Below are 13,906 nucleotides of genomic sequence, written 5' to 3' on the forward strand. Positions count from 1 at the left end.
CAGTGAGAGAGGGAACGGATGCGCGACAGGCAGGTCCACACGACGGCTGGCGCGCCCCACGGGACCACGTTGCAACGCACCAATTTCGACGAACGGCATCGCGCCGCCCGCGAAGCCGTCCTCACCTCACAGCGCGGCCGGCTGCTCGAGGCCATGGTGGAGTGCGTGGAGGCCAGGGGCTACCACGCCACCACGCTCACCGATATCGTGGCGCGCGCCCGGGTCTCGCGCAGCACCTTCTACGAGCACTTCGGCAACAAGGAGCACTGCTTCATCGAAGCGGTGCGCACCGCGTCCGACATCCTCGCGACCCGGATCGCCGACGAGCTGGCACAGCTGCCCACCGACGCCGGCGCGTACGAGCGCATCGAATCCATCGTGGTCACCTTCTGCGAAACCGTGGCCTCCGAACCGGATTTCGCGCGACTGATGCTGGTCGAGGCGTTCAAGGTGGATCAGGAGTCGGTGGCGCTGCGGGATCTGTCGGTGGATCGGTTCGCGGATCTGTACCGGGTCTTCTACGCTCAGGCGCGCGCGACCGATCCGAGCCTGCCGGTCATCGCCGACGAGCTGTTCGCCCTGATTCCGGACGCCATCGGCGAACGCACCCGCCGGGTCATCGTGGCCGAGGGCGCGCACCGGGTGCCGGAATTGGCGCCGCTGTTCGTGGAATTCGTGATCGCGGTACTGGGCCTGCCCGCGCGGACCTGAATCGCCGCGTCCACGGCGCGAAATCCACTGTCGCTCAGACAGTTTTCGAATCAGGGCCGCCGGTGCCCGCGGGTGTGACGCGGCCGGGTGAACTCACTCACAGCGAGCAGCTCGGTTCGTCATCCTCGGGCCATACCGATGACACATAACGGTCGGTTGCCGAACGGTGACCACAGCGCCCGGCCATCGGCGTACCCCCACTTCAGCCAGGCCGCGCGCGGGCAGGCTGGGTGCGGAAATTTTGCGGCACCATACGTAACACTAAGCGCGCGTTCACGTTTCGTCTCAGACAGTTACACGGAACGCTTCAGTTCCCCAAGCTAGTTACCCTCGGGTAGCCTCAGTTCATCCGAGCTTGACGATCACACATTTCACTCTCTTCCACGAGGTTTCAGCCTCCCAGTTCCAGGAGTCCCCTGTGCCGCAATCTCGATTCGAGTCCATCGGCGCTTATCTGCCCGAGAAGCGTGTCACTACAGCCGAACTGCTTTCGCAATTGAAGGAGGTCCCGGAGTTCGATCTCGAACGAATCACGGGCGTCAAGGAACGCCGTTTCCGCGACACCCGCCCGGAGACGCTCGAGGACTCCTTCGCCCTGGCCATGAAGGCCGTCCAGGACTGTCTGTCCAGGTCATCCTATGCCGCAGGCGATCTCGACATCATCATCTCGACTTCCATCACGCGCAGTAAGGAGGGCACCAAGATGTACATGGAGCCGTCCTTCGCCGGCGCGATCGGCCGTGCCATCGGGGCCCGCGAGGACGTCATCGCCTTCGATCTCTCGAATGCCTGCGCGGGCATGATGAGTGGCGTCTACATTCTCGACCGCATGATTCGCAGCGGTGCGGTGAAACGCGGCATCGTAGTCAGCGGCGAGGCCATTACGCCGATCGCCGAAACTGCCGTCAACGAGATTGCCAGTAAATACGATCTGCAATTCGCGTCACTGACCGTCGGCGATTCCGGCGCCTGCGTGGTGCTGGACGAGGCCGTCGACGACAACGACAAGATCCACTACATCGAGCTGACCACCGCCTCGGAGTTCTCGCACCTGTGCCTGGGCATGCCCAGCGACAAGTCGAACGGCGTGGCGCTCTACACCGACAACCGGAAGATGCACAACGAGGCGCGGTTCCTGCTGTGGACCGACACCCAGCGCAACTTCATGGAGGCGAACGGAATCACCTTCGCCGACGAGGGTTTCGACTACATCATCCACCACCAGTTCGGCGCGGCCGCGATCCCGTTCATGAACGCGATCGCCGAGCGCGAGTTCGGCCACCCCATGCCGCCGGATCTCAATGTCATCGAGAAGTACGGAAACACCTCCAGTACTTCCCATTTCATCGTGCTGCACGATCAGCTCAGCCAGCAGAACCTGGCGGCCGGGTCGAAGATCCTGATGATTCCGGCGGCCTCCGGCGTCGTCGGCGGGTTCCTGTCCACCACCATCTCGTCGCTGAAGGTCTGAGGTACTGCCATGGGTGTGCGCATCAAGTCCACCGGAATCAGCCGGGACACCGACACTTTCAGCATCGTGGAGCTGAGCGGCCGGGCCGCGCGGCGGGCCATGGAGAGCGCGGGCGTCGAGCCCGGGCAGGTCGGGGTCATGATCAACGCGGGTATCTTCCGCGACAGCAATACCGTCGAGCCGGCCGTGTCGGCCCTCATCCAGAAGGCCGCGGGCATCGGACTGGACTACGTGAAGGAGGACCCGCGGTCGTTCTCCTTCGACCTGATGAACGCCGGTACCGGCGTGCTCAACGCCGTGCAGGTGGCGCAGGCGGTCCTGGCCACCGGCAGTGCCGAGCACGTGCTGGTGGTGTCGGGTGACACCCACCCGTCACTGCAGCGCTCCGCGGCCGACGACGAATTCCCCTACGCCACCGCGGGTGCGGCACTGCTGCTGGAGCAGACCGGCGAGCCCGAGGGCTTCGGCCGGGTGCACACCCGCGCCGCCGCGGGCACCCCGGGCCTGGAGTCCTTCGTGGACACCGAGACCATGGGCGACCGCGGCCGCGGCATCATGACGGTCGAGCGCGAACCCGGCTACCTGGACCGGCTGCTGGCCGTCGCCGCCGACGCCGCGCGCGCCGCGCTGGCGGACAGCGAGATCGACGAGACCGCCACGGCCCTCATCGCCGCCACCCCGAGCGCCGACTTCCCGGCCCGCCTGGCCGCCGAACTCGGCATCGCCCCCGAGGCGGTGTTCACGCCCGACCTGACCGACGGCGACCCGCACACCGCCGCTCTCACCCTGGCGTATCACGCGGCCGCCCAAGCGGATTCGCTGGCCGGATACCGGGATGTGCTGTTCGTGGCGGCGGGCGCGGGTCCCTCGGCCGCCGCGGTCGTGTACCGGCTCCCGGCCCTCGCCGGAGCCGCGGCGTGACCACCGCGACCTATTGGCAGGCCATCGACCGCTTCCGAGCGGTGGTGGCCGCCGATCCGGACCGCGAGGCGGTGATCTACCCCGCGGGGAAGACCGCCTCCGGCCTCCCGGACTATCGCCACCTCACCTACCGTGAGCTCGACGAGTGGTCCGACACCATCGGACTGCACCTGGCCGCCGAGGGAGTGGGCCGCGGCACCCGCACCATCGTGCTGGTGCTGCCCAGCCCGGAGCTGTACGCGATCATGCTGGGGCTGTTGAAGATCGGGGCCATCCCGGTGGTCATCGACCCGGGCATGGGCCTGCGCAAGATGCTCAACTGCCTGCGCGCCGCCGATGCCGAGGCCTTCATCGGCATTCCGCAGGCGCACGCCGCGCGGGTGCTGTTCGGCAAGTACTTCCGGAACGTGCGGGTGGCGCTCACCGTCGGCCCGCGCTGGTTCTGGGGCGGCCCGACGCTGCGCGGCTGGGGTGCGCCGGTGACCGCGGGCCGGCTCGGCAACCGGTTCCGCACCGACGGCCAGGCCGGTCCGGTCAGCGCGAAAGTCGCAGCGCGACTGGAGGAACTGCTGGCCGCCCTCGCCGAGAAGCGGACCGCCGGCGAGCACCGGGCCCCGTTCGACGCCTTCACCCTGCGCGAGCGCGTGCCCGCGCCGGCGGACGAGGTGCTGCTCATCGCCTACACCACCGGCAGCACCGGGCCCGCCAAGGCCGTGGAGATGACGCACGGCAATCTCAGCGCCATGGTCGAGCAGGTGCACGCCGCGCGCGGCCGGGTGGAACCGGGCACGTCGCTGATCACGCTGCCGCTGGTGGGCATTCTCGACATACTGCTCGGATCGCGGTGCGTGCTACCGCCGTTGGTGCCCAGCAAGGTCGGCTCCACCGATCCGGCGCACGTGGTCGACGCGCTCAACCGGTTCGGCGTCAAGACCATGTTCGCCTCGCCGGCCGTGCTGATTCCGCTGCTGCGGCATTTGGAGCAGCACAGGACCCCGGTGCCGACCCTGCACAGCATCTACTCCGGCGGCGCGCCGGTCCCGGACTGGTGCATCGCCGGGCTGCGGCAGGTGCTGTCCGAGGACGCCGAGGTGTACGCCGGTTACGGCTCCACCGAGGCGCTGCCCATGTCCACCATCGAGTCCCGGGAACTGCTGGGCGGTCTGGTGGAGCGCGCCCACCTGGGCGACGGCACCTGCGTCGGGCGGCCCGCCGAGGGTGTGCGGGCGCGACTGGTGGCCATCACCGACGATCCCATCCCGACCTGGGCGCAGGCCGAGGCCCGCGAATCCGAACTGGTCGCGACCCGCGGCATCGGCGAGCTGGTGGTGTCGGGACCGAACGTGAGCGCCCGGTACTACTGGCCGGAGTCGGCGAATCTGGCGGGCAAGATCCACGAGGACGACACGGTGTGGCATCGCACCGGCGACCTGGCCTGGATCGACGGCGAGGGCCGGATCTGGTTCTGCGGCCGCAAGAGTCAGCGCGTGCACACCGCGGCCGGACCCATGTTCTCCGTGCAGGTGGAGCAGGTTTTCAACACGCTGCCCGGGGTGGTCCGCACCGCGCTGGTCGGCGTGGGCGCGCGCGGCGCGCAGGTCCCGGTGCTCTGTGTGGAGGCCGCGCCCGGCATCGACACCACGACGCTGGCGGCCCAGCTGCGGCAGCGCGCCACCGAATTCGAAGTCACCGCACCGGTTTCCACCTTCCTGTTCCATCCGAAGTTCCCGGTCGACATCCGACACAATGCCAAGATCGGCCGCGAACAGCTCGCGGTCTGGGCGGCGGAGCGGCTCGGAAAGGACGACGGACGATGAAGGTGCTTGCACTGCGGGCGATTCCGGTACTGGGCTGGGCCTACCTGGTCCTCGGCCTACTACTGGCGGCGGGCGATCGCGCGCCCGCCAATCGGCTGCTGCGCGCGGTGTTCTGGATCGACGCGTTCCTCAGCATCGTGGTGCACGCGGCCCAGATACCGGCCGCTTTGAAGGCCACCGCCGGCACCGGGCACTCGCCGGTGAAGACGGCGGCCATGACCCAGATCTTCGGAATCACCTGGTGGAAAACACAGGAGGCGGCGTGAAGGCACTGGTAACCGGGGCGTCCGGATTCCTGGGCGGGGCGCTGGTGCGCCGCCTGCTCCGCGACGGCGGCTTCGAGGTGGCCATCCTGGCCCGGCCCACCAGCAACCTGCGCGACCTGTACGAGGTGATCGACCAGGTCGAGATCATCACCGGCGATCTCACCGATCAGGTCTCGCTCGAACGCGCCACCAAGGGCGTGGACGTGGTGTTCCACAGCGCCGCGCGGGTCGACGATCGCGGTACCCGGGCTCAGTTCGTGGCCGAGAACGTCACGGCCACCGGCAATCTGCTGCGGGCGGCCGAACGCAATGGCGCCTCCCGCTTCGTGTTCATCTCCAGCCCCAGCGCGCTCATGGACCGCGACGGCGGCGATCAGGTGGACATCGACGAATCGGTGCCGTACCCGAGCCACTATCTGAACCTGTACTCCGAGACCAAGGCAGCGGCCGAACGCCTCGTACTCGCCTCGAACACAGCGGAATTCACCACCTGCGCGCTGCGGCCGCGCGCCATCTGGGGTGCGGGCGACCGGTCCGGGCCCATCGTGCGGCTGCTGGGCCGGGCAGCGGAGGGCACGCTGCCGGATCTGTCCTACGGCAAGCAGGTGCTGGCCTCGCTGTGCCATGTGGAGAACATCGCCGAGGCGTGCGTGCTGGCCGCCCGCTCCGACCAGGTCGGCGGCAAACCGTATTTCATCGCCGACGCCGAGCAGACCGATGTCTGGGGCTTCCTCGGCGAGGTGGCCACCGGCCTCGGATACCCGAAGCCGACCCGGCAGCCGAACCCCCGGGTGTTGAACGCGGTCGTGGCCGCCATCGAAACCGTTTGGCGCGTACCGTTTGTCGCCACCCGGTGGTCGCCGCCGCTGTCGCGGTATGTGGTGGCCCTGATGACCCGCACCGCCACCTACGACACATCCGCTGCCGCAAGGGATTTCGGCTATACGCCGGTGGTAGACCGCGACACCGGGCTGGCCGGGTTCCTGGCCTGGCTCGAAACCCAGGGCGGCGTCCTGGCATTGACCGAGAAGATCTAGGCAGGTAGGCACATGTTTCGCCGTCCCATCTCCCCCACCGAACTCATCTACTTCCCCATGCGGGACCTGGCCCCGCCGTTTCTGATGCAGCTGGTGGTGGAGGGCCAGGGCAGCATCGACCCGGAGGAGTTGCGGCGCGCGGTCGCCACCGCGGCCGCCGCCAACCCGGGCGCGCGGCTGGTGCGCGACGGCAAACAGTGGGTGGACAGCGGCGTCGCGCCGAGCGTGCGGGTGGTCGACCACGCGCTGGAATACCCGGCGCTGGAGGCGGATCCGGTGTTGACCAGCCCGATCGGGCCGACTCCGGATGCCACCGTCGAGGTGCTGCTGCTCACGGCCGAGCCGACCACCCTGGTGTTCCGGGTCTTCCACGGCGTCATGGACGGCATGGGCATGGTCATGTGGGCCACCGACGTGCTGCGGGTGCTGCGCGGCGAGGAACCCGTCGGCGCGCCCGATCCGATCGCCGACGCCGAACTGGTCCGCAAGGTCGGGGCGCCGGGACGGCCCACGCTCATGCTGCCGCGCTTCCGCTCGGCGGTCGGGCACGGACGGCAGGATCCCGGCGCGCACCGGCATCTGTTGCGCACCCGCACCATTCACGCGACCGGGCCGGGCGCGCTGATGCGGGTGGCGGCGCTACTCGCCGAGGAGGGCGGGCCGATCTCGCGCATCATGATCCCGGTCGACATCCGCCGCCACGACCCGGAACTGCGGTCCACCGCGAACCTCGCGCTGCCGCTGTTCCTGGACGTGCGGCCGGGCGTGGACTGGCAGCAGCTCAACGAGATCAAGCGCGCGGGGCTGAAGGAGAACCGCGAGCTCAACCAGATGGACAACGGCGGCCTGAAGTATCTGCCGCAGGCGGCGGGCCGCGGGCTGCTGCGCACGCTGAACCTGCTCGGCGCACGCACCGGCCGGAACCTGGCCTCCGCCACCGTCTCCCACATGGGCCGCTACGACCTCGACGCGCTCGCGGTCCCCGGATTCACGCCCACCGCCATCAAGGTCATGCCGCAGCACAGCGTCGCCATGCCGCTGCTCATCGGCATGACCGAATGCGGCGGCCGCACCGAACTCACCGTCTCCGCGCGCAGCGGACGCGGTATCCCGGAGCGGCTGGACGCGCTGCTGGATCGCATCGTCCGCACGCTGGAAAGTGAACTGACGCCGATGAATTCGGACTCGGCCCGCTGACCCTCCGCTCGACCCGAGCCCGGCCGCGGCAGTAGTCCACTCGCACACAAGAATCGGAGTGCCCCATGACCGCCATCGACAATTCCGCCGAGGAGTCCGCGGCCGGGGCCAAGGAGTCCGCGGCAGCGGCCGGGCAGTCCGGTACCGGCATGCCGGGCGGCCTGGTCGCCGCCTGGGCGCGGATGGTGGTGGCGCGGCCGAAAACCGTATTGGCGGTGGCGGTCCTGCTCGCGCTGGGTCTCGGCCTCTTCGCGGCGGGACTGCAGCAGCGGGTCAGCTCGGCCGGATTCGTCACGCCGCGCGGCGAATCCACCACGGTCGACGCGTGGGTCACCGAGCGACTGGGACCGCAGAACCCCGACGTCATCGCGATCTACACCGCGCCCGAGGGGCGGTCACTGGCCGATATCGGGCCGCGGGTGACCGAGGCGATCGGGAAGATCGATCCCGGGCTGCTGGACCGGCCGATCGAAAGCTACTGGAACAGCCCGCGATCGCAGTATCTGCGGTCCTCGGACGGGCGACAGGCGGTGGCCGTCGTCTTCTCCGCCGGCAACGACGATCAGCGTGTCGCCGAGTATCCGAAAATCGCTGCCGCCCTGCGGGTTCCGGGACTCGACACCAAGCTGACCGGCTACAGCGCGCTCGCCGACACCATCAGCGCGCAGTCCCGCCACGATCTGGTGCTGGCCGAGTCCATTTCCATCCCGCTGACCGCCATCGTGCTGGTGCTGGTGTTCGGCGGCGTGGTGGCGGCCTCGCTGCCGGTGCTGATCGGCACCCTGGCCGTGGTGGGCGCGCTCGGCGCGGTCGGGCTGATGGCGCGGATCACCGAGGTCAGCGTGTTCGCCATGAACGTGGTGTCGCTGCTCGGACTCGGATTGGCCATCGACTACGGGCTTTTCATCGTCGGCCGGTTCAGGGAGGAACTCGGGCAGGGGCGCACCGTGGAGGAGGCGGTGATCCGCACCCTCGGCACCGCCGGGCGCACCGTGCTGTTCTCGGCGCTGCTGCTCATGTGCGCGTTCGCGGGCACATTCGTCTTCCCGCTGGCCGTGCTGCGCTCGCTGGGCATCGGCGCCATCGCGGCGGTCGGGCTGGCCGCCGCCCTCTCGGTGACGGCGCTGCCCGCGATCCTGGCGCTGCTCGGTCCCCGCATCGCCAAGTGGAGCTGGCGAGCCGACGCCTACGAGCGTTCCGAGGAACGGGCGCAACGATTCTGGGGCCGGGTCGTCACCGCGGTCATGCGGCGGCCGGGCGCGGTCGCCATCGCGGTGGGCGCGATCCTGCTGGTGCTGGCCGCGCCGCTGAGCGGCGTCCGCCTCGGCGACGTCGACCACACGGCACTGCCCGCCGGCAATGAAACCCGGTTCGCCGTCGAGGAATTGACCGCGCACTTCCCGGCCGCGAACAGCGGCGCCACCATCCTGGTACGCGAAACCGACGGCAGCGCACCGACTCCGGCCGCGGTCAGCCTGGCGTTGCGGGAGATCAGCGGCGTACCCGGCGTGCGGCAGGCGATGACCCTCGACACCCGCGACAACACCACCGTCATCCACGCCGCGCTGGCCGCGCCGGACCGCTCGCCCAAGGCGCAGGACGTGGTGCGTGACCTACGGGACCTGCGCCTGGACGGGCTGGAGCTGCGGGTCGGCGGCGAGAGCGCCACCACCGTCGACAGCATCACGGCCGTCCTGGACCGGCTGCCGCTCATGATCGTCGTCATGGTGGCGGTCACCCTGCTCATGCTCGCCCTGGCCTTCCGATCGATCGTGCTGCCGCTCAAGGCCGTCCTGATGGCGTTCCTGAGTCTCACGGCCACCTTCGGCGTGCTGACCTGGATCTTCGATCAGGGGCATCTCTCGGGCGTACTGCACATCAGCGTCGGGCCGCTGTCGGCGGGCATGATGGTCCTGATCATCGCCGTGGTCTTCGGACTCTCCACCGACTACGAGGTGTTCCTGCTGTCCCGCATGGTGGAAGCGCACGACGCGGGCGCGGACACCGAGGAATCGGTGCGGGTGGGCACCGTGCAGACCGCCCGCGTGATCACCGCCGCCGCAACACTGCTCGTGCTCATCACCGGCGCGTTCACACTCTCGCCGCTCACCCCCATGCGCTTCCTCGGGTTGGGCATGGTGATCGCCCTGATCATCGACGCCACCCTGGTGCGCATGCTGCTGGTGCCGGCCCTGGTCAAGCTGATGGGGCCCGCCAACTGGTGGGCCCCGGGAAAACGGACCAGGGATCAGCCGAAGAACTCGACCAGCGCGGGACCCAGCACGGCCGCCTTGACCAGGTGAGTCCGGCCGGGCAGCAGCGCGGGCCGGAGCTGTAGCGGCTGTAGGCCGATGAGCCGGCGCACCAGGGTGCAGCTGCCGCCCACGCCGATGTGCTGGTGGCGGTCCTCGAGTCCACCGATCGCGTGGGCGCGGCCGTCGAGGCCGGGCACACCAGGGCGCTCGTGCCCGAATACCGGCCGGCCGCCGTCACGCCCTGAGCACGCCCGGCTCAGGGGCGAAGCCGCACCGGCAAATTGGTGAGGCCGCGCACGATCAGCGAGGTGCGCCAGGACAATTCGGCATCGGCGGCCATTTCCAGGTTCGGGTAGGTCGCCAGCAGCCGGGTCAGCGCGATGCCGCCCTCCATGCGGGCCAGCGGCGCACCGACACAGCGGTGGATGCCGTAGCCGAAGGCGAGATGATTCCGGTCGGCGCGGTCGAGGTCCACGCGGTGCGGATCGGTGAAGCGGGCCGGGTCGCGGTCGGCGGCGGCCATGGACACCAGAATGCGCTGCCCGGCTGGGATTTCGACGCCGCCCAGGACGACCGGGGCGGTGGTGTAGCGGAAGGTGCCCTCGCTCGCGGGCGACTCGAAGCGCAGCACCTCCTCCACGAAATCCGGTACCCGGTCCGGACTTTCGTCCAGCGTGGCGCGGGCGTCCTTGTCCGTCAGCAGGATCGCGACCCCGTTCGAGATGAGGTTGACCGTGGTCTCGAAACCCGCGACCAGCAACAGGAACACCATGCTGATCAGCTCGCGGTGCGAGAGCCGGTCGCCGTCCTCGCTGACCGAGATGAGTTCGGACAGCAGGTCATCGGATGGATCGTCGTGCTTGGTGCGGATGAGCTGATCGATGTAGGCCAGGAACTTGTGCACCGCGGCTCCACGGGCCTCGGCGGGCTCGTCATTGGAGACCAATGTGGTGGACCAGGCGCGGAAGTCGTCGCGGTCCTGGTTCGGCACGCCCAGCAGTTCGCAGATCACCAGCATGGGGAGCGGGAAGGCGTAGCGGTCCAGCAGATCCTGATCGGCGGCTGCCTCAGCGGCCAGGTCGGCCAGCAGACCGTCGGCCAATTCGGTGATGCGCGGGGCCAATTCGCGCACGGCGCGGCTGCTGAAGGCCCGGTTCACCAGGGTGCGCAGGCGGGTGTGCTCCGGCGGATCGTAGAAGAGCATCATGTCGCCGAACATGGCGCCGGCCTGGGCGCCCGCGCCGTCGCCCGCCAGGGCCGCCCGCGCGCCCTCGGACTTGAGCGCCTTGCTGATGGCGGGATCCAGGAAGGCCGCCTTGGCTTCCTCGTAGCCGGTGATCAGCCAGCCGGTGCCGCCGTCCGGGAAACGCACGAAATGCGCCGGTCCACGCTCACGCAACACGTCGTACGCGGCATGCGGGTGCTGGTAGAAGTCGTCGGTCAGCACGAAGGGCTCGATCGCCAAATCGACTGCCGGGACAGCATTCTCGTGCACCATGATCGGGCACTCTAACAGCGGCCGGGCCGGCCGGAACCCGGCATCGACCGCCCTGTCCGGTGCATACACTCCCAGTGCACAAATCGACTCCGGCACCGGCTGCAGGAACCCGAGCGACTATTCCGAGGCCCGCGCGGCGAGCACGGCGTCATACAGTTCGCGTCGTGAGGCCCCCGTGGCCGCGGAGACTTCAGCGCAGGCGTCCTTGAGCCGCAGCCCGGAACCGATCAGCGCCTCCACCTGGCCGACCAGGTCGGCGGGTTCGGCGGAAACCGGTTGCGCGCCTTCGAGAACCACCGTGATCTCCCCGCGCGCGCCCTCGACCGCCCAGGCGGCCAGCTCGGCCAGGGTGCCGCGCACGACCTCCTCATAGGTCTTGGTGAGTTCCCGGCACACCGCGGCGCGCCGGTCCGGGCCGAGCACCTCGACCGCGTCGGCGAGACAGTCGGCCAGCCGGTGCGGGGCCTCGAAGAACACGACCGCCCGCGCCTCCGAGGTGAGGGTACGCAGCCATTCCTTACGCTGACCCGGCTTCCGGGGCGGGAAGCCGTCGAAGCAGAACCGCTCGACCGGCAGACCGGACAGCGCGAGCGCGGTGGTCACCGCGGACGGGCCCGGCAGGCAGGTGATCGGCAGGCCGCGCTCCACACACGCCGCCACCATCCGATAGCCCGGATCGCTCACCGAGGGCATCCCGGCATCGGTGACCAGCAGTACGGTGCGGCCGGATTCGATCTCCTCCAGCAGCATCGGGATCCGCGCGGTCTCCACGTGGTCGTAGAAGCTCACCACCCGGCCGGTGATCTCGATATCCAGGGCCTTCGCCAGCGACCGGGTGCGCCGTGTGTCCTCGGCGGCCACCACCTCGGCGGTCGCCAACGCGTCCCGCAGCCGCTGCGAGGCGTCCCCGATATCGCCCATGGGAGTGGCCGCCAAGACCAGCCGTCCGCCGGCACTCGGCTCCGCGCTCATGGTGCTCCTACTCCTCGAAGGGTCCGCCAACTCGCCCCCGACTCTATCGATGCGCGTCCCCGGCACCGCGCGGCCGTCGACCGGCACCACGCGCCTCCATCCTCACCGCGGCGGGACTCGGGGGCGGGGACCGCTTACGATCGACCACGTGACCCAGGTGACCGACGCGCGACCGGCAGCGGTGGGGGCTGAGACGGCGGCGCTGTCGAGTCCGGCTCCGCTGGTGCCCTCACCCGATTTCGGGCCCACGGATTGGGCTCGGGGGTGGGTGGTCACGCTGTTCCTCACGGCGATCGCCGCGATCACCCGGTTCGTGCTCCTCAACTATCCGACCGATCTGCACACGCCCGTCTTCGACGAGAAGCATTACGCGCCGCAGGGCTGGCAGGTGCTCACCGGCGGCGGCGTGGAGGACAACCCGGGCTACGGACTGGTGGTGCACCCGCCGGTCGGCAAGCAGATGATCGCGCTGGGCGAGGCCATCTTCGGATACTCGCCGTGGGGCTGGCGGTTTGCCGCGGCCGTCTCCGGAACGCTGATCGTCCTGCTGGTGATCCGCATCGTGCGGCGTATGACCCGGTCCACGCTGATCGGAGCGTTCGCGGGCATCCTCATCATCTGCGACGGACTCACCTTCGTGTCCTCCCGCATCGGCATGCTCGACATCTTCCAAGCCCTGTTCGTGACAGCGGCTTTCGGCTGCCTGGTGGTGGACCGCGACGACATCCGGGCCCGCATCGCGCTGGTCGCCGCCCAGGGACGCATCGACGACAGCGAATACGGACCTCGGTTCGGGGTGCGCTGGTGGCGCTTCGGCGCCGGTGTCCTGCTCGGGTTGGCCTGCGGCACCAAATGGTCCGGCGCGTACTGGATCATCGGATTCGTCGCGCTGTCGCTGGCCTTCGATCTCTCGGCCCGCCGCGGCTACCGAGTGAAGCGGCCCTGGTCCGGCGTCGCCCGGCGGGACCTCGGGCCCACCGTGTACGCGCTCGCGGTCATCCCGGTGTTCGTCTACCTGGCCTCCTTCTGGGGCTGGTTCGCCAACGAGACCAGCTACGACCGGTACGCGGTCGGGGTGAAGGTCGGGCGCGGCGGCGACTTCTCCTGGGTGCCGAGCGCGCTGCGCGGGCTCTGGTACTACGGCGGCGAGGTGCTCACCTTCCACCAGCAGCTCACCAATTCCGCGGGCAATCACCATCCCTGGGAATCCAAGCCGTGGACCTGGCCCATGGGACTGCGGCCGATGCTCTACTACTACGCCGACACCAATGTGACCGACTGCGGCCAGCCCGCCTGCGTGAAGGCCGTGATGGCGATCGGCACCCCGGCGCTGTGGTGGGTGGCCTTCCCCATGCTGGCCTGGGCGTTGTGGCGCAGCGCGGTCCGCCGCGACTGGCGCTACGCGGCCGTCCTGGTCGGCTACGGCGCGGGCATCCTGCCCTGGTTCCTGGACCTCGACCGGCAGATGTACTACTTCTACGCGGTGCCGCTCGCCCCGTTCCTGGTCATGGGCGTGGCGCTGGCGCTCGGCGACATCCTCGGCCATGCCCCGCCCATCGGCCGGCGGCTGTCGGGAGCGCCTGGCTGGCAACACTTCACACCGCTCAGTGAGCGACAAGGCTTGGGTCTGTTGCTGGTCAGCCTCTACCTGGCCCTGGTCATCGCCAATTTCATCTGGCTGTGGCCCATCCTGACCGCCATGCCCATCACCCCGGGCAACTGGCACGACCACCTCTGGCTGCCGAGCTGGCGCTGAACCCT

At 69.3% G+C, this 13,906-nt stretch carries 12 protein-coding genes; 9 read left to right on the forward strand and 3 right to left on the reverse strand.

Going from position 1 to position 13,906, the window contains the following annotated elements:
* Positions 1-18 precede the first annotated feature (18 nt).
* The 8 genes from ON33_RS24585 to ON33_RS24620 all read left to right on the forward strand — a co-directional run bounded on the left by ON33_RS24585 (position 19) and on the right by ON33_RS24620 (position 9,723).
* Complete coding sequence (locus tag ON33_RS24585; RefSeq protein WP_051152745.1) at positions 19-711, forward strand: TetR/AcrR family transcriptional regulator; 693 nt, start codon at positions 19-21, stop codon at positions 709-711.
* Between the two features lie 418 nt (positions 712-1,129).
* Positions 1,130-2,182 carry a 3-oxoacyl-ACP synthase III family protein gene (locus ON33_RS24590; RefSeq protein ID WP_040861445.1) on the forward strand — a complete coding sequence of 351 codons (1,053 nt, stop codon included), beginning with the start codon at positions 1,130-1,132 and terminating at the stop codon, positions 2,180-2,182.
* A 9-nt stretch (positions 2,183-2,191) separates the two neighbouring features.
* Positions 2,192-3,103 carry a beta-ketoacyl-[acyl-carrier-protein] synthase family protein gene (locus ON33_RS24595; RefSeq protein WP_040861446.1) on the forward strand — a complete coding sequence of 304 codons (912 nt, stop codon included), beginning with the start codon at positions 2,192-2,194 and terminating at the stop codon, positions 3,101-3,103.
* Positions 3,100-4,920, forward strand: a complete 1,821-nt coding sequence (locus ON33_RS39115; RefSeq protein WP_040861447.1) for a fatty acid CoA ligase family protein — start codon at positions 3,100-3,102, stop codon at positions 4,918-4,920. The genes ON33_RS24595 and ON33_RS39115 overlap by 4 nt, the downstream gene beginning before the upstream one ends.
* Entirely contained in the window at positions 4,917-5,186 is a 270-nt protein-coding gene (locus tag ON33_RS42545) for a hypothetical protein (RefSeq protein WP_040861516.1), read from the forward strand. Before ON33_RS39115 ends, ON33_RS42545 begins: the two co-directional genes overlap by 4 nt.
* Positions 5,183-6,223 (forward strand): NAD-dependent epimerase/dehydratase family protein, encoded by a 1,041-nt coding sequence (locus tag ON33_RS24610; protein WP_174391566.1) that lies wholly within the window; start codon positions 5,183-5,185, stop codon positions 6,221-6,223. The genes ON33_RS42545 and ON33_RS24610 overlap by 4 nt, the downstream gene beginning before the upstream one ends.
* Before the next feature lie 12 nt (positions 6,224-6,235).
* Positions 6,236-7,420 (forward strand): hypothetical protein, encoded by a 1,185-nt coding sequence (locus tag ON33_RS24615; RefSeq protein ID WP_040861448.1) that lies wholly within the window; start codon positions 6,236-6,238, stop codon positions 7,418-7,420.
* A 149-nt stretch (positions 7,421-7,569) separates the two neighbouring features.
* Entirely contained in the window at positions 7,570-9,723 is a 2,154-nt protein-coding gene (locus ON33_RS24620; protein WP_040861518.1) for an MMPL family transporter, read from the forward strand.
* On the opposite strand, the gene ON33_RS24625 is transcribed toward ON33_RS24620, so the two are convergent.
* From ON33_RS24625 to rsmI, 3 genes are all read right to left on the reverse strand, one after another.
* Positions 9,669-9,872 carry a hypothetical protein gene (locus ON33_RS24625; RefSeq protein WP_040861449.1) on the reverse strand — a complete coding sequence of 68 codons (204 nt, stop codon included), beginning with the start codon at positions 9,870-9,872 and terminating at the stop codon, positions 9,669-9,671. The two genes, ON33_RS24620 and ON33_RS24625, sit on opposite strands and share 55 nt — an antisense overlap.
* A gap of 59 nt (positions 9,873-9,931) precedes the next feature.
* On the reverse strand, positions 9,932-11,173 hold the full coding sequence (locus ON33_RS24630; protein WP_040861519.1) for a cytochrome P450 family protein: 1,242 nt from the start codon (positions 11,171-11,173) through the stop codon (positions 9,932-9,934).
* Positions 11,174-11,290: 117 nt separating this feature from the next.
* A complete protein-coding gene (gene rsmI, locus ON33_RS24635) occupies positions 11,291-12,145 on the reverse strand; it encodes a 16S rRNA (cytidine(1402)-2'-O)-methyltransferase (RefSeq protein ID WP_040861450.1) in 855 nt (284 codons plus the stop codon).
* Between the two features lie 148 nt (positions 12,146-12,293).
* Here rsmI and ON33_RS24640 point away from each other — a divergent pair, with 148 nt between their 5' ends.
* Positions 12,294-13,901 carry a dolichyl-phosphate-mannose--protein mannosyltransferase gene (locus tag ON33_RS24640; protein WP_373281059.1) on the forward strand — a complete coding sequence of 536 codons (1,608 nt, stop codon included), beginning with the start codon at positions 12,294-12,296 and terminating at the stop codon, positions 13,899-13,901.
* Positions 13,902-13,906 lie beyond the last annotated feature (5 nt).

The organism is Nocardia niigatensis NBRC 100131 (genome assembly GCF_000308655.1).
Lineage (GTDB): Bacteria > Actinomycetota > Actinomycetes > Mycobacteriales > Mycobacteriaceae > Nocardia > Nocardia niigatensis.